This is a genomic window from Bradyrhizobium sp. Kon56, assembly GCF_055807635.1.
Map to the genome: position 1 here is coordinate 133,832 of NZ_JBVVOU010000018.1, position 14,969 is coordinate 148,800.

Sequence of the window (14,969 nt, forward strand, 5' to 3'; positions counted from 1 at the left end):
ATATACCGCGGGCGTAGCTCCTCAAGGGGCTTTCCTTGATTGGCGCTTAGCGCCGGTGCACTAAAGCCACTGCTTGATCTGGCTTGCGACCTCTGCGGTGGAAATCCCGTAGCGGTCGTGCAGTGTCGGAAGTGCGCCAGCGTCAAGGAATTCGTCCGGCAATGCGATCTGGCGGAAACGCCGATGAACGCCCGAACGCATCAGAAGTGCAGCAACCGCCTCGCCGAGACCGCCAATCGTTGTATGGTTCTCGGCAACAACGACGAGGCGGCCCGACTTACCGGCTTCACGCAAGATCGTCTCGGCGTCGAGCGGCTTGATGGTCGGAACGTGCAGCACCGCGATATCAACGCTGTCGCCCCTCAAGGTTTGCGCGGCCTCGAGCGCACGCATCGTCATGATGCCGGAGGAAATGACCAGGGCGTCCTTCCCGTCACGGATCAGTTTGGCCTTGCCGAGTTCGAATTTGTAGTCATATTCGTCGAGCACGACCGGTACTTGGCCGCGCAGCAAGCGCATGTAGACCGGCCCGCGGTGCGCGGCGATGGCTGGCACCATTTGCTCGATCTCATGGGCATCGCAGGGATCGATGACGGTCATGTTTGGCATCGCGCGAAACAGGGCGACATCTTCTGCGGCCTGATGGCTCGGGCCATAGCCCGAGGTCAGCCCCGGCAGCGCGCAGACGATCTTCACGTTGCGATCTTCCTCCGCGATTGTCTGGTGTATGAAGTCGTATGCCCGCCGCGATGCGAACACGGCGTAAGTAGTGGCGAATGGCATGAAGCCTTCGGCGGCGAGGCCGGAGGCGGCGCCGAACAGAAGCTGCTCGGCCATGCCCATCTGGTAATAGCGGTCCGGAAATTCCTTCGCAAAGATGTGCAGGTCGGTGTACTTGCCGAGGTCGGCCGTCATGCCAACCACCTCAGGGCGGTGGCGTGCGAGCTCGACGAGCGCGTGTCCAAAGGGCGCAGGCTTCGTCTTCTGTCCCTCGGACGCGATCGACGCGATCATGGCGGAGGCGGTCAGGCGCGGCTTGCCAGGCTGAGGTGCTGATCTGACGGTTTTCATGCCTGCCTCCCGGCTTCGAGCGCGGCAAGCGCGAGCTGCCATTCGTACTGCTCGACGCGGATGAAATGGCTCTTCTCGCGCTGTTCCAGGAAAGGAACGCCCTTCCCCATCAGAGTGTCGGCGACGATCATCCGCGGCTTGGGCTCGGGATGGGATTTGGCGGCGTCGAACGCTGCAACCACGGCATCGAGATCGTTGCCGTCGATCCGCTGCACGAACCAGCCGAAGGCCTGAAGCTTGTCGACCAGCGGCACGAAGGCCATGACCTGCGTGGAAGGACCATCCGCCTGCTGATTGTTGACGTCGACGATGCCGATCAGATTGTCGAGCTTGTAGTGGCCTGCCGACTGGATCGCTTCCCAGACGGAGCCTTCGTCGAGTTCGCCATCGGAAAACAACGTGTATACCCGCGCCTCGGATCTCTTGCGCTTAAGTCCTAGGCCCATGCCGACGGCAATGCTCAGCCCGAGGCCAAGCGATCCGCCCGACATTTCCATTCCGGGCGTGTAGGAGGCCATGCCCGACATCGGCAGGCGGCTCTCGTCGCTGCCATAGGTTTCGAGTTCTTCCTCCGGGACAATTCCCGCTTCGATCAAAGCTGCGTAAAGTGCGATGGCATAATGTCCGTTGGAGAGCAGAAAGCGGTCCCGGCGGTCCCATGACGGATCTTCAGGCCGGTAACGCATGGCGTGGAAGTAGGCCACGGCGAGAACATCGGATATGTCCAGCGCCTGCGCGATATAACCCTGCCCCTGGACTTCGCCCATGCGCAGCGCATTGCGGCGGATATTGGAGGCGCGGTCCGCTAGCTTGGGCGCGTTGATAAGCGTATTGCTGGGCGTTTCCATCGATCTGGACCTTATCTCGCTGGGCTCAGTGGATAAGCATGCCGCCGTTGACGTCGATCACGGCACCCGTGACGTAGGCAGATAGATCGGAGGCTAGGAAGGTGTAGATACCGGCAACGTCTTCTGCCGTGCCGAGGCGATTGAGCGGAATGCCTTCCAGAATTTTCGCTCTCATTTCATCGTTCAGCTTGCCTGCCGTAATATCCGTGCCGATCAGGCCGGGCGTGACGCAGTTGACGCGAATCCCATCAGGGCCGAACTCCCGCGCCATCGCCTTGGCGAGGCCAAGGACCCCTGCTTTCGCAGCCGAGTAGTGTGGGCCGCCGAAAATGCCACCACCGCGCTGGGCCGAGACGGACGACATGCACGCGATCGATCCGGACTTTCGTGCGCGCATATGCGGGATCACCGCTTGCGACAGAAACAGGATACCCTTGAGATTGACGTCCTGAATTCGATCCCAATCGGCCGGCGAAATGTCCAGGAACTTGACCGGCTGGGTGATCCCGGCATTGTTGATCAGGATATCGATGCGTGCGAAGGTTTCGATCACGCGGACGACTGCCTGTTCGCAGAACGATTTGTCGGCGACGTTGCACGCCAGTCCAATGTGGGACTTTCCAAGCGATGCCGCAGCGTCCGCCGCGGCGCCCGCGTCGATATCCAGAATGGCCACCCGAGCGCCCTCGGCGGCGAATCGCCGGGCGGTGGCAAGCCCGATCCCGCGCGGCGAAGCCGCGCCCGAAATGATTGCCGTCTTACCGCTGAGCAGCATCAATTCCTCCCGCAAATTATTCTTTCCTTGCTGGATTAGGAATGACTCGCGGAGGCCTGCCGTACCAACGCACAGTTGTCACGGATCGATGAATCTGGTTCACTTATCGGATGATCCCGATATCCTCAATTCGTGCCTTTGAGGCCGCAGCCCGGACCGGATCGTTTCGCGATGCGGCGAATGAGCTTCACCTGACGCCGAGCGCCGTCAGTCACGCGATCCGCAAGCTGGAGGCCACGCTACGAACCGTTCTGTTCGAGCGCAGTGCGCGCTCTGTGCGGCTCACGCCAGCCGGCGAAAATCTGATGCGTCACACCGGGACGGCGTTCGATCAGCTCCGCCGCGGCCTTGAGGAAGTCGCCGCGCGCGGACCGCAACTGGTGCGCGTCCACTCCGCCCCAAGCTTTGCTGCGCAATGGCTGGCGCCACGGCTTGCGCAGTTTCTCGCTGCTTACCCGAAGCTCGAGGTTCGATTGGCCGCAAGCACGGATTATGCGCGCTTCAGCAACGATGATTTCGATATCGATATCGTCTACGGTCCGCCGCGCGCGGAAGCCGTCGAGATTGTTCCTCTACCGGAGGAGACGGTCACGCCGCTCTGCTCTCCCTCGCTCGCAAAATCGATAAGGAAGGCCGCTGATCTGCTCGATCAGACGCTCATCCGCTCAGACGTGAAGCAGGTGCAGTGGCATCAATGGTTCGCCGGGAACGGATTGGAAGCCCCCGCGCTCCACGGCATGAGGTTCGATCGGAGCTTTCTTGCGATTGCGACCGCTGCGGAGGGATTGGGAGTGGCGTTGGAATCAACCCTCCTGGCCGAGCGTGAACTGGCCAATGGGCGATTGGTTGCCCCATTGGCGGGACGCGCGAACGATATCAGTTACGTCGGTCACCGTCTCATCTATCCGCGCGCCAGCCGACAAAGATCGGCCGTACGAGCGTTTGCAGACTGGTTGCTGGCGCAACTCGATGGCGAACACGCCCGCTCCTCGCGATGAACTGCAGGTCTGGCTGGAGCTTGGTTCAGGGCAAACCTCTGCTTGGCGCCGAACAGCAACCTTGGCCGCCGGGGCGTCCGCGCCTGCGGAGAACCTCAGATCATGCATTCTTTATTGGTCTGGCAGCGAGCTATCGCTGATGCTCGCCGATCCATCTCTACAAGGCGATCATCGATGTAGCGCCTGAGCGCCGCAGCCGCGTTCAACATATAGACACGCATTGAGATCACTTCCCACACGTCACGGCTCGCGCGCGCCTGCAAACCGTTGCAAGATGCGCTCGACGCCAGCAGGCGTGAGCCGATCGCAAGCCAGCGGATTCTGCTCGCAGGAGGCGACGGCGAGCGCATCTTCTGCCCAAGCGATGCAACAGTGAAGCTCGCTTGCCAGGTCGCGCGCCTCATCGACTGGTCGGCGACCCTGGAGGCCCTGGCAGAGCTGGCGGTCAGCAGGGGTGCTGGACCTCGATCCGGGACATGCGCTCGCCGAATTGATGCAGGCCTTCCTTCCGGACGTCCGCTGCTACGCGGCCGATGGATTTCACACTTTCGATGGGCTTCGAAACTGGATAGCCTCTCAACAACGAAGATGCTCAGCCCCTTGATTCAACGAGGCGATCTTCCACGGCCCTCGGGCCGGCCTACCTACGTCATGGGGAGATGGTAGCTGACCCGCAAGGCCATCACTGGTCGGGGGTTGGGATGTCAAAGCCGAGCGGTAGAGCGGTATGTGACGATTTCTTTCAATGACTCACAGAGTTGGTCTATTCTGGACTTCAAAGTACGAGCGTATAGGTAGACCAGAACGGCAATGGCAAGGCGCCGAAACATCATCGCAATTCCCTCGCTGGGTTCTCTCGACAAGACCGCAGGCCGGGTCGGACAACAACTCACGCAGGCACTTCGCGAGGCGATATCAAACGGGATCTTGAAGCCGGGCGAACGGCTGCCGTCCACCCGCACCCTCGCTGCATCGCTCCAACTCGCGAGGGGTACGGTCATCGAGGCGTTTGGTCAGCTACATGCGGAAGGCTACCTCGAAGCGCGCGCCAGAGGCGGCACGATCGTGGCGAACGTCAATGGCGACAGCGAACTCGTGAGCCCACCGGAGGCATTCATCGAGCCGCCGCGGATCGGCCTTGTGTTGCGGGAGAACGTCGCCCGTCTTGCAGAGGTCGTGCAAACTCTTCGGCCCCAAGGGACGATGCCATTTGCAATCGCTCATCCGGCAGGCGCGGTCGCCCCGGATGACAAGTGGCGCCGTCTCGGTAATCGCGTCCGAGCGCTGCGCGTGGCTGCCCCGTCGGGATACATCGACCCGAAAGGATTGCCTGATTTGCGGCTCGCGATTACTGACTACGTTCGTAAAGCCCGTGGAGTGAAATGCGAGGCCGGCCAGGTCGTGATCACGGCGGGTACGCAGCAGGGTCTTTTTCTGGCTGCAACCGTTCTTCTTGCGGACGGAGACGCAGTATGGGCGGAAGACCCCGCCTATCCCGGTATTGTCGCGGTTCTCGGAAACTTCAACGTCCAGACCTCTCGGATTCCCGTCGACGCGCAGGGCATCGACGTCCACGAAGGCCTCGTCCGATGCTCGAAGGCTCGGGTCGCGTTCGTTACGCCATCGCATCAATATCCGCTCGGCATGCCGATGAGCATGGCGAGACGCACGGCTCTGCTGTCCTGGGCCCGTCAAAACAATGCCTGGATTGTCGAGGACGATTACGACAGCGAACTTCGCTACGCGGGACATCCATTTCCGTCCCTGCAGGGATTCGATCCTACACGTGTCGTCTATCTCGGGACGATGAGCAAAGTGCTCTTTTCCTCCATGCGGATCGGATACGCCATCGTTCCCCTTCCGCTGGTGGAGGCGTTCGCAGGCGCCCGTGCTCTTATTGACCGCCATTCTCCGACAGCCGATCAATATGTGCTCGCGCAATATATGCGCGAGGGCTATTTCGAAGCTCACATACGGCGCATCCGGGGCGCTTACGCAGAACGGCGCGCCGCCCTGATCTCCGCCATTAAGACAGAGCTGCCGTCCTGGACAGCGCTCCAACCAAGCGACCAAGGTATGCACCTGGTGCTTTGGCTTCCTGCCGGCCTCGACGACATCAAGCTAGCCGAGCAAGCACAGAAGGCCGGGCTGGTTGTGCGACCGATCTCGCCCATGTACCAAGATGCGCCTGCTCGGTTCGGTCTAATGCTCGGCTTCGGCGGCTTTTCCGTCGCGGAATTGCAGGGGGCCGCAGTCCGCCTGAAAGGTGTCCTTGAGGCATCGGTCCGCGCGAACAGAAAGGCCAAACTGTCCAAGCGCCCACGGATGGAAACTGCCAGATAATATCTGGATGGCCGCGCTCAGGTCTCTTTCGCAGCAATCGGCGCTCGCCGCGAACTTGAACATTGGGTTGGGGTGCTCCGCAGCGCGCCGGGAAGAACGCGCACTGATCTCCAGTTTTTGACTCCAACCAGACCTTTCGCCAGCGGCAGACGATCGTAGGGCGAATGAGATTATCCATGCTTGCGCAGGGCCGCCGATGGGCTTGGGCCCCGCCATACCCGAGGATCACAAGTAGGGCGTTGCGCCACGATTTCTCCGAGCATGTCGCTCCGTCGGATATGAGTCAGGCCTGCTCCGCTTTGGCCACAGCGGCGGCCAGCATTGCATCGCCGATCACATCCTTGCCCTGGGCCTTGAGCGCGTTCCCTGCACCGAGAATGTCCCGGACCTCTTTATTCTGACTAAGCTTCGACTTGCCAACGAGTCGTGTGATCTCGATCTCGATTCCGACGATCATCTTGAGCATCGTATCGATGTAGTCCTTGGGACTGTCAGTCATCTTCCAAGGATCGGCCTGCTTCGCCTCATGGATGCGCGTCAGCCGCGCGACCATGCCACGAACGTAACGCTCATCGTCGCGGATCGTCACGCGTCCGTACACATGAGCCACCATATAGTTCCAGGACGGGACCTGCTTCTTGAACTCGACCTTGCTGGGATACCAGTTCGGCGCGATGTAGGCATCCCCGGCGCGGAATACGATCAGCACCTCGTTCCCCGTAGCGATATCCTGCCAAATGGGATTTGCGCGAGCCACATGTGAATGAAGCACGCCCTGTTGCCCTTCCTTCGCGTGCAACTCGAAAGGTAGGTGATTTGCGTCGAGCCCGCTCTTCCCGTTGGTAAAGAGGATGCCGAGAGGATTTTTGTTGATGAGATCGTGAAGCGCCTCGGGGCGCGACTCGGCGAAATGTGGGGGGACGTACATGCTAGCTCCCTGGCAATTGATGAATGCCGCGCACGCTGCTCGCAGCATCAACGGGATTTCGTTCAGACCTCGGTCATCTGGAATTCACTCTTGTCTGCACCGCAATCGGGGCAGATCCACTCGTCGGGGACGTCTTCCCAGCGAGTGCCCGGCGGAATGCCCTCGTCCGGCCATCCCTCCCGCTCGCTGTAAACAACCCCGCAGAGCGCGCACATCCAGGTCTTGTAAACCGGTGCGCCGATCGCTGTTTCAGAGTGCAGGTGAGCGCTTTCATTGCTCATCTCGGGTCGCCTATGCTGTGGAGCATTCATGAGACCGATGTAGGCCAGAACTGGTTCATTCCATAGAGCCAGTCTGCGGCATTCTTGCTGTACCAGATTGACGTCCTCTGGTTTTGGTCAAGGCCGTCAACCCGGCAGTAGGAAGATCTCTCAGAGAAGAAGTGCATTTCTTCTTCGAGCAGCCGAAACTGGTCATCCGACTGTTGGACAGCCATGACCGCGAAGCCTTGGGTCCCTCAGCCACGCGCCGCCGCTTTCATCGGCAAAGGCTTGCGAGGCGTCGGCTGTGCATTCCATCACTTCCGATAAGAGCGCAAATGAGCCAGAACCGTCCAGCGGCCGGCGGCGTTACAAATGGCTTTGCAGCGAGCCACACGGCCGCTGCAGTCCTGAGCTTTGTCCAATTGCACTCAGGCGTGAAACGGGTCTAGCCATCATGCACGAAGATTGGCGCCGCGAACGTCAGTTGAAACGATTAACGGGCTGAGCGATGTTCGACTCGCATACGTTCTTTTTTGTTCCTGGCCGTGGCATTGTTTGTGGTGGTCACGCCGGGCCCGGGTCTCTTCTATATTGTGGCCCGGACGCTTGCTGGCGGCAGAAGTGAAGCGCTCGCATCGAGCGTTGGCCTGGGTACCGGAGGGCTTGTCCACGTTTTCGGCAGCACCGTCGGTCTGTCTGCCCGTGTTGTCGCAAGCGCACAAGCGTTCACCTTGCTAAAGATCGCCGGAGGCCTATATCTCATCTGGCTCGGGATCAAGGCGTGGCGCGAGGCAAGCGTCGATCCGATAGAATTGCAGACGACAGATGCGTATTCTGCTTTTCGCCAGGGCATCGTCGTAGAGGCGCTGAACCCGAAGACAGCCGCATGCTTTCTCGTGTTCATCCCGCAACTCGTCGACCCATCTGGGAGTGTCAGCATGCAGTTCATCGTCCTGGCTCATTTCGGTCGGACTCAACACGAGCGTAGACCTGATTGTGACCTATTGGGCTCCAAAGACGAGGGATGGCTTTGCAAAACGGCCCTCATTCTTCGTTAAGGCGCGATAGGCATCAGGCGCCATCATCTGCGGGCTGGGGCCGACGCTACTCTTCGCAGGCCGCACGAGTTCACCGCTGCCGAACTTCCGCGTCCGAATAGCGCGCAGAGTCTCCATTCGGCTACGAAGGACGCCTTGCCACCGGAGGTCCTTGCTTCACCGTGCAACGCGATCACGACCAGCGTCGATGCTGGTTCGACTTCGGCCGCGGTTTGGCCGTCCGGGCCGGCAGAACATGAAGGGACGCATCAACCGGCCGGGAGCAGGGCCCGCCACCGCAATCCAACGCGCTTGCCTCTGCTGCCTCTTTTGCTCTCGTGCTGGTGGATCTGGATACGTGATGAGAAACCGAGTTCGTGTCCACGGCCTAGAAATCGTCATCCTTCCTCGTGCTCGAAACGAGGAGTGCAGCGCGGAACGGGTGAGCGATGTCCGCAACGCCCTCCCGCCGGATCTTCAAACATCAGGCATCACCCGCCCGATCCTGAGCACCGTCAGGGTCGTCATCGAGAGCGGCCTCCCATTTGTTGCGGATTAGCGAGAAGGCGTGACATCGCTGGGATTCCCGCTAGTGTTTCGACAAGCGCATCGCCGCGATGCTTAGATCTGCGCCCCGGGAACTCGAACCATGTTGCTTCTTAACCATCGCACTGACCACCGGGCGCCTTTGGATGGTGCGGATGCCAACATGCTGAGTTGCGAAGCTGCGTGCGAGGTGGAGCGGTTTCTTAGATATCGCAATGGCCACAAGGAAACACCGCTGATTTCATTGCCGGGCCTCGCCACCGAGATTGGCGTGGGCTCGATCCAAGTCAAGGACGAGGGTCACCGGCTCGGCCTTGGCAGTTTCAAGGCTTTGGGCGGCTCCTATGCCGTGATCCGGCTCGTCTTAGAAGCAGCAACTCCGCGCCTCGGCAGGGCTGTCGACATCTCGGAGCTTCACGCACCTGAGGTGAAGGCCGTAGCACGGGGGATGACGGTATCCTGCGCCACGGACGGCAATCATGGCAGGTCCGTAGCGCAGGGCGCTCAGCTAGTGGGGGCGAACTGCGCTATATTCATTCACTCGGGCGTCAGCGATCAGCGTAGCGCAGCAATCGTCCGACATGGCGCGCAGATGATCCGCGTCAGCGGCAACTACGATGACTCCGTTGCCGAAGCATCCCGAGTTGCCGCAGAGAACGGCTGGATCACGGTGTCTGACACGTCCTGGCCGGGCTACGAGCGTATTCCTGGTCTGGTAATGCAGGGATATACCGCGCTCCTGACTGAAGCACTACGACAGTTGCCCGAACCTCCGACCCACGTCTTCGTCCAGGCAGGAGTCGGTGGACTTGCCGCAGCGGTCGCCGGACATTTTTCGGTGTTGTTAGGTGATAATCGCCCGTTCTTCACGGTTGTCGATCCATCGCGCGCAGCGTGCCTGTTTGAAAGCGCTCGAACCGGGCATCGTGTCAAGGTAGCTCATGGGCAGCCGACAGTGATGGCGATGCTCGAGTGCTACGAACCTTCGCTCGTCGCTTGGCGCATCCTTTCGCGCGCAGCCGACGCTTTTATGATTGTCGATGACGAGGACGCCGTCGCGGTTATGAACCGTTTGGCCAATCCCCGGGATGGTGATCCGGCTATCGTTGCAGGCGAAAGTGGCGGGGTTGGTCTGGCAGGGTTGCTGAAAGTTGCTGCCGATTCGACCTTGCGCGGCCTGATTGGTCTTGAACCTGACGCACGGGTCTTCCTCATCAATACGGAGGGTGCGACGGATCCTGGCGTTTACGAACAGCTCGTGGGTCAGTCTCTATCGCAAGTGGTCAGGAGAAGCTTGGAGGCCTAGACGCTCATGATCCGCGGCCCGTTCGGTGAACTCGTGACGGGGACGAAAGCCCAACAGAAGGCCAAGAACGAAGGCATCCAGCGATTGATCCTACGATTGAAATCCGCCGCAGATTTCTGCTTCCAACGAGGCCCGTACGCACGTTTTCGGCACAAAAGGCATCGCTTTGCCGTCTTGCCGCAAGAACAAGCGCTATGACTTTGGCGCTTTGCAGTCCAACCGCGTCCGTTCGCCTCATCGAATGATACAACAGCTTCATTTTCTTTGATTCGGCACACCGGCTATGAGCCGTTTCATAATTGCGATACAGCTCTCCGCGTAATCTGTCGATATGCGTGGACTCCTGATCGTTCTCACGGCTTTCGCGATCATGCTGGCGGCACGCGGCCACCGCCAAAGCGCGTTCATGCCGCGCCCGACCGCGCCCATGCCACCCGTCAACGTGCCCTAACGCCACGAGGTCTGTCGGGTAAGCGGTTGCCTGCGAGCGAACGCAGGGCAGATCGGGCCGGCAACAAGGGACTGCTAGGCTGATTTCGGCGCATTCTTCAGATAGACGACAGCGCGACGTCCCGCAGAGGTCAGCTGCCCCAGAGTCGTTTTTCCCGCCCGCACCGCTTGAATCAGTTGCTCAGCGACATACCGACGGCTCTCGTGGTCACCGCCATTCGGCAGTCCCGCACAGACCTGATCCAAGACCAGGCCCATATTCGCTTGAACCTCTCCCGTAAATTCGCTCACGCTCCATCTCTCCTTTCGACGGATAATGCGATAAGGCTAGTGCCCTCTTTGCACTCGGTATAGCGCACATTTGTCGAGCGGCTAAAAGCCTCTCGCGTGCAGAAGTGAATTCATGGTTTGTTTGACGCGGCTTGGTATCTTCGCAATTCGCGCGGCGCTTGCGTTCGAAACGATCCCGCCGCGTTCGAATCGTCTCCTTGCGAAGAGGACGGAAACGTCCCGTTCGGCTCGGATTTCCGGGCTCTCGCCAACCGCATTTCCCTGAGCGCCGGCCCAGCCTCACGCGGGCGCTATGGTCCTCACGTGGGCGGCCACGGCCCTCTGGTTCGGCGCGGGCGCCCGTTGCGCCGCAGTTCACGCGAGACTGTCGAATCAGCCCGCCCCAGGCGACGTCCAATCTGTTGGATCGATTGGCCCTGCACGTTGAGAGGCGCGATCCCTTCGCGCTCTACCAATGAGAGCTATTGCCCCGTGACCGCCTTTGCCGAAGATCTGAACATCGCTGGTGGCATGTCGCCCGCCTTTCGGAATAATCTGCTTCCGCGGCAGGTCGAGGGGGCGATCGGCAACATCTTGCAGATCGGCTCGACCCCATGCCCCGCACGATCATCGTCGATGCGATCATGGCTTGGACCGGCGGCCGAGCTCCGCCGTCGCAAAATAAGCGCTTGCCTTACGCAGGATCTCGTTGGCTGGCGAAGCTCGCGTTCTTCCGTTCCAGAGCCTTGGGCTTCTCGGCCAGCTCGGTCGGAACGCCGGCCCGCTGCCCACTGTCGATCTCAACCTTCTTGACTCAGTCATGCAAGGTCTGCGCGTGCAGCCAATCTTGGCCGCAATGGAAGTCACCGTCGTCCAGCGCGACCTGTGCTCGTTGCCTGATACAGAGCTATACGAACCCCTCGGGCTCGGGCTCGGGTGAACATTTGTCGTCGTCTTGCTTGTCATGGCTCCACCTTCTCAAGACTTGGAGCCTCCGCCAAACTCGCGGCGGCGGTTCAGATGGGCGCTCAATCCTGCAAGCGCTCAAACGCTGACGGCACGATTGAGTGAGTTTTGCTGTCAAGATGCTCTGGTCTACTCAGCTTCTGGCGGAGCGATCCGTTTGCAACCACGAGAGCACAAAACGAGGATGCCCGCCGGAACGCGGCGAACTGTCGCTCGATCTTGCTGGAAAAGTGCGCCGTGCCCCGAGACCAGCAGGAATTATGCGGCTCATTGAATAACAATGCCGAGATTGGCCAGAAAGGGAAGCGGAGCGGCGATTGCCGATCTCTATTCCTCGCCGCAGAGGTCGTTCATGGGCAGTCATGATCTTGTCTCCAGCAGTTTCCTCGGGCTGACCGCAGCCGGATTTGCGCTACTCTGCTCGAGCCTGCTTGTCCTCGTCTTCACATGAAGTGAGCCCCCCTCGTATGGCCCGTCTGGTCATTCAGTTCATCGACTGGACGGACTGCTTCCCGAGACTTTGAACGCTGGCACGGCTCCTGCAGGCCGTGAAGAGTATCGTAGCCGCCCAGCCAAAATCCTCGACGCGATAGCGGCCTCTGCCCGCAACCTTCGAAACAACCGTAAGCCCGTCACGCAACGCCGGTGAACTTTACCTAGAGAACTGTCTCCAGAAAGTCGTTGGTCCTAACCGCCGGCTCTGAACGGCATGACAGTGTTGAAGGTCGGCCGCAGCCGAGACTAACCTGGGATCTGCACCGGCAGTGCGGAATAACCGTGCACAAAATTCGATTGAACTCGCTCCGGTTCGCCGACCACATTTACCTCCAAACATCGATTCAGCATCTCCTCCCACAGGATTTTCAGCTGCAGCTCGGCAAGGCGCCTACCCACGCAGCGATGAATCCCAAATCCGAAAGAGAGATGTTGCCGTACATTTTCCCGATCGATGATGAAGCTGTTGGCTCTCGCAATGACCTCGTCATCTCGGTTGCCAGAGATGTACCACATCACAACTTTGTCGCCTCGCCTGATTCGCTTGTGGCCTATCGTGAAATCGTCCACAGCGGTCCGGCGCATGTGTGCAATGGGCGTTTGGTATCGTATAATCTCGGATACCGCGCCGGACACCAACGAAGCATCATCCCGGAGTTTTCGCATTTCGGATGGATTTTGGCTCATGAACAAGACGCCCCCCGTAATTGAGTTGCGCGTAGTATCGTTACCTCCAACAATCAGCAGAATGAGGTTCCCCAGGAACTCGCGGGGCTCCATGTTTCGGGTCGCCGGTGAATGCGCCATCATCGAGATCAGGTCACCGCGCGGCTCACAATTGATCCGTTCGCTCCAAAGCCTCGTAAAATAGTCCAGGCACTCCGACAGCACCACCTTTCGCTTTTCCCAGCTGTCGATCTGGTCGCCCATTTGTGGGGTCAAGGCAGCTACGTCCGACCAGTAGGTCAGCAACCACCGATCCTGAAATGGAAAATCGAACAGCGTGGCCAGCATTTGGGTCGTCAACTCGATCGAGACCCTGTCGACCCAGTTGAAGGTATCGTTGCGCGGCAAACCGTCCAAAATCTTCTGAACCCGCGAGCGGATCAAGCCTTCAAGGTTTGCCAAGTTCTCCGATGCCGCTATCGGACTGATAGTCTTACGCTGCTGAGCATGGAGAGGAGGATTCATTTTGATAAAACTGGGGGTCCAATACTCCTCCGGAGGGTCGACTATTGTGACGCTTCGCTCTGATGAGAATGTTGTGTGATTTGAGTCCACGGCTATGATGTCGCGGTATTTTGTTATCGACCAATATGGTCCGTATGGGCTGTTTTCGCAATAATGGACGGGATCTTCCCTTCGCAGCCGCTCGAAATAAGGCCAAACGGTATCATCCTCGAAGCGCTTGGGTTCGCTTACATCAAGGCGGCTCAGCGGGATATCAGTGCTCTCGCAGGCGCTTTCTGCCGATAACGCTGTCATGATTGTCTCGCTGACATTGGCCTGCACTTTTGCTGGATCAGCTGAGTGCGCTGTCTAGAGTTCGCGGGGAAGCTCGCTCGAAACACGACGAGCTTGGGTGGTGCACTAACGATGTGTCACGCATGTTCATGGCTCGACTTCGCGCGAGCTCCGGAATCTGAAATCATGCTACGGACTTTGGTTCGGTCACTGTCGACGAAGAATAATGGAAAGGCGAGCGAAGTCCCCTATCAGGATTGGGAGGCGCGCGAACGCGTCCTTTGTGGTAGTCAACATCAAGCCGCAAGTACTCGCAGCTGTGGCACCCAGCCGCTTATCGTCATTTTCTCGGGCAGGCAGCCCCTTTGCCACTCGACCACTTACATTGCGCGAGGTGACGGACGTCCGAACTGGCAACAAAGTATCTTCCATGCGCTGGGATAGAAGAGAATTGGCACAGCTGAAACAGCTCTGGTCCGAGGGACAGAGCGCCGCGCAGGTCGCAGGTCATCTCGAGTGCAGTCGCAACGCCGTTTGCGGCAGGCTGACTCGGTTGGGTCTCACTCGAGGTCACAAGCCACCAAGGTCGTGTCCCCGGTGGTGGTGTAGCTCGGTAGAGCAAAGCCGCCCGGACGCGCGCCTTCAAACAGCGCCGTAGCGGGCGGGCGGCTTTGCGGTGGTCACCGGCAGTTCTCCGGTAGGATCGGGTTGCGATACGCCAACGCAACCGAGGAACCACCGATGACCGACGACATGATGAACCTGCGCACGCTCGTGGAGAAGACCCCTGATGCCGATCTCTTGCGCGAGATGATTGGCTTTGCCGCCCAGCGCCTGATGGAGCTGGAAGTGGGAGGCCAGACGGGGGCGGCCTACGGCGAGAAGAGCCCCGAACGTCTGGCCCAGCGCAACGGCTACCGGGACCGGATCTGGGAGACCCGCGCCGGTGCGGTTGAGCTGCGGATTCCCAAGTTGCGCAAAGGCTCCTACTTCCCTGGCTTCCTGGAGCCGCGCCGCATGGCCGAGAAGGCGCTCACTGCCGTGGTGCAGGAAGCCTATGTGCAGGGCGTCTCGACCCGCTCGGTGGACGATCTGGTGCAGGCGATGGGCATGACCGGCATCTCCAAGAGCCAGGTCAGCCGGCTGTGCGGCGAGATCGATGACAAGGTGAAGGCCTTCCTCGCCCGTCCGATCGAGGGCGACTGGCCG

14 protein-coding genes, 1 pseudogene and 1 other annotated feature are annotated in these 14,969 nt (G+C 59.8%); of the genes and pseudogenes, 6 read left to right on the plus strand and 9 right to left on the minus strand.

Annotation, left to right across the window (positions count from 1 at the left end; translation table 11 throughout):
- Nucleotides 1–60 precede the first annotated feature (60 nt).
- The 3 genes from AC0L3B_RS25950 to AC0L3B_RS25960 are packed head-to-tail and all read right to left on the minus strand — an operon-like array spanning nt 61 to nt 2,694.
- On the minus strand, nt 61–1,071 hold the full coding sequence (locus AC0L3B_RS25950; RefSeq protein WP_473381291.1) for a transketolase family protein: 1,011 nt from the start codon (nt 1,069–1,071) through the stop codon (nt 61–63).
- Complete coding sequence (locus AC0L3B_RS25955) at nt 1,068–1,919, minus strand: transketolase (protein ID WP_473381292.1); 852 nt, start codon at nt 1,917–1,919, stop codon at nt 1,068–1,070. Before AC0L3B_RS25955 ends, AC0L3B_RS25950 begins: the two co-directional genes overlap by 4 nt.
- Before the next feature lie 25 nt (nt 1,920–1,944).
- Complete coding sequence (locus tag AC0L3B_RS25960) at nt 1,945–2,694, minus strand: SDR family NAD(P)-dependent oxidoreductase (protein ID WP_473381303.1); 750 nt, start codon at nt 2,692–2,694, stop codon at nt 1,945–1,947.
- A gap of 110 nt (nt 2,695–2,804) precedes the next feature.
- Between AC0L3B_RS25960 and AC0L3B_RS25965 the strand changes: the two genes are divergently transcribed.
- Nucleotides 2,805–3,692, plus strand: coding sequence for a LysR substrate-binding domain-containing protein (locus AC0L3B_RS25965; RefSeq protein ID WP_473381293.1), 888 nt, complete (start codon nt 2,805–2,807; stop codon nt 3,690–3,692).
- 95 nt (nt 3,693–3,787) lie between these two features.
- Here the strand turns inward: AC0L3B_RS25965 and AC0L3B_RS25970 are convergent, their stop codons facing one another.
- Nucleotides 3,788–4,096 carry a hypothetical protein gene (locus AC0L3B_RS25970; protein WP_473381294.1) on the minus strand — a complete coding sequence of 103 codons (309 nt, stop codon included), beginning with the start codon at nt 4,094–4,096 and terminating at the stop codon, nt 3,788–3,790.
- Nucleotides 4,097–4,502: 406 nt separating this feature from the next.
- Here AC0L3B_RS25970 and pdxR point away from each other — a divergent pair, with 406 nt between their 5' ends.
- Nucleotides 4,503–6,035: a MocR-like pyridoxine biosynthesis transcription factor PdxR gene (gene pdxR / locus AC0L3B_RS25975; RefSeq protein WP_473381295.1), complete on the plus strand. Its 1,533-nt coding sequence runs from the start codon at nt 4,503–4,505 to the stop codon at nt 6,033–6,035.
- A gap of 283 nt (nt 6,036–6,318) precedes the next feature.
- Here pdxR and AC0L3B_RS25980 read toward each other — a convergent pair whose 3' ends face one another.
- On the minus strand, nt 6,319–6,963 hold the full coding sequence (locus AC0L3B_RS25980; RefSeq protein WP_204513592.1) for an FMN-binding negative transcriptional regulator: 645 nt from the start codon (nt 6,961–6,963) through the stop codon (nt 6,319–6,321).
- Nucleotides 6,964–7,025: 62 nt separating this feature from the next.
- Nucleotides 7,026–7,244, minus strand: coding sequence for a rubredoxin (locus AC0L3B_RS25985; RefSeq protein WP_085357752.1), 219 nt, complete (start codon nt 7,242–7,244; stop codon nt 7,026–7,028).
- 515 nt (nt 7,245–7,759) lie between these two features.
- Between AC0L3B_RS25985 and AC0L3B_RS25990 the strand changes: the two genes are divergently transcribed.
- Nucleotides 7,760–8,284 carry a LysE family translocator gene (locus AC0L3B_RS25990; RefSeq protein WP_473381296.1) on the plus strand — a complete coding sequence of 175 codons (525 nt, stop codon included), beginning with the start codon at nt 7,760–7,762 and terminating at the stop codon, nt 8,282–8,284.
- A 628-nt stretch (nt 8,285–8,912) separates the two neighbouring features.
- Nucleotides 8,913–10,115: a diaminopropionate ammonia-lyase gene (locus tag AC0L3B_RS25995; protein WP_473381297.1), complete on the plus strand. Its 1,203-nt coding sequence runs from the start codon at nt 8,913–8,915 to the stop codon at nt 10,113–10,115.
- 525 nt (nt 10,116–10,640) lie between these two features.
- On the opposite strand, the gene AC0L3B_RS26000 is transcribed toward AC0L3B_RS25995, so the two are convergent.
- The 3 genes and pseudogenes from AC0L3B_RS26000 to AC0L3B_RS26010 all read right to left on the minus strand — a co-directional run bounded on the left by AC0L3B_RS26000 (nt 10,641) and on the right by AC0L3B_RS26010 (nt 13,781).
- Nucleotides 10,641–10,856, minus strand: coding sequence for a hypothetical protein (locus AC0L3B_RS26000; protein WP_259219182.1), 216 nt, complete (start codon nt 10,854–10,856; stop codon nt 10,641–10,643).
- 329 nt (nt 10,857–11,185) lie between these two features.
- Nucleotides 11,186–11,398: pseudogene (locus AC0L3B_RS26005) on the minus strand (helix-turn-helix domain-containing protein); the annotation flags it as partial.
- Nucleotides 11,399–11,410: 12 nt separating this feature from the next.
- Nucleotides 11,411–11,523, minus strand: a sequence feature (AL1L pseudoknot).
- Nucleotides 11,524–12,542: 1,019 nt separating this feature from the next.
- On the minus strand, nt 12,543–13,781 hold the full coding sequence (locus AC0L3B_RS26010; protein WP_204513589.1) for a cytochrome P450: 1,239 nt from the start codon (nt 13,779–13,781) through the stop codon (nt 12,543–12,545).
- 409 nt (nt 13,782–14,190) lie between these two features.
- Between AC0L3B_RS26010 and AC0L3B_RS26015 the strand changes: the two genes are divergently transcribed.
- Nucleotides 14,191–14,418, plus strand: coding sequence for a GcrA family cell cycle regulator (locus tag AC0L3B_RS26015; protein ID WP_473381304.1), 228 nt, complete (start codon nt 14,191–14,193; stop codon nt 14,416–14,418).
- Nucleotides 14,419–14,501: 83 nt separating this feature from the next.
- Nucleotides 14,502–14,969, plus strand: a 468-nt coding sequence (locus tag AC0L3B_RS26020; protein WP_473352241.1) for a transposase, incomplete at its 3' end; no start/stop codon positions are given.

Excerpts from the sequence above, each read along its gene's own strand:
- AC0L3B_RS25950 (WP_473381291.1), bottom strand. The coding sequence starts at position 1,071 with ATGAAAACCGTCAGATCAGCACCTCAGCCTGGCAAGCCGCGCCTGACC.
- AC0L3B_RS25955 (WP_473381292.1), bottom strand. The coding sequence starts at position 1,919 with ATGGAAACGCCCAGCAATACGCTTATCAACGCGCCCAAGCTAGCGGAC.
- AC0L3B_RS25960 (WP_473381303.1), bottom strand. The coding sequence starts at position 2,694 with ATGCTGCTCAGCGGTAAGACGGCAATCATTTCGGGCGCGGCTTCGCCG.
- AC0L3B_RS25965 (WP_473381293.1), top strand. The coding sequence starts at position 2,805 with ATGATCCCGATATCCTCAATTCGTGCCTTTGAGGCCGCAGCCCGGACC.
- AC0L3B_RS25970 (WP_473381294.1), bottom strand. The coding sequence starts at position 4,096 with ATGAGGCGCGCGACCTGGCAAGCGAGCTTCACTGTTGCATCGCTTGGG.
- pdxR (WP_473381295.1), top strand. The coding sequence starts at position 4,503 with ATGGCAAGGCGCCGAAACATCATCGCAATTCCCTCGCTGGGTTCTCTC.
- AC0L3B_RS25980 (WP_204513592.1), bottom strand. The coding sequence starts at position 6,963 with ATGTACGTCCCCCCACATTTCGCCGAGTCGCGCCCCGAGGCGCTTCAC.
- AC0L3B_RS25985 (WP_085357752.1), bottom strand. The coding sequence starts at position 7,244 with ATGAGCAATGAAAGCGCTCACCTGCACTCTGAAACAGCGATCGGCGCA.
- AC0L3B_RS25995 (WP_473381297.1), top strand. The coding sequence starts at position 8,913 with ATGTTGCTTCTTAACCATCGCACTGACCACCGGGCGCCTTTGGATGGT.
- AC0L3B_RS26010 (WP_204513589.1), bottom strand. The coding sequence starts at position 13,781 with ATGACAGCGTTATCGGCAGAAAGCGCCTGCGAGAGCACTGATATCCCG.
- AC0L3B_RS26015 (WP_473381304.1), top strand. The coding sequence starts at position 14,191 with ATGCGCTGGGATAGAAGAGAATTGGCACAGCTGAAACAGCTCTGGTCC.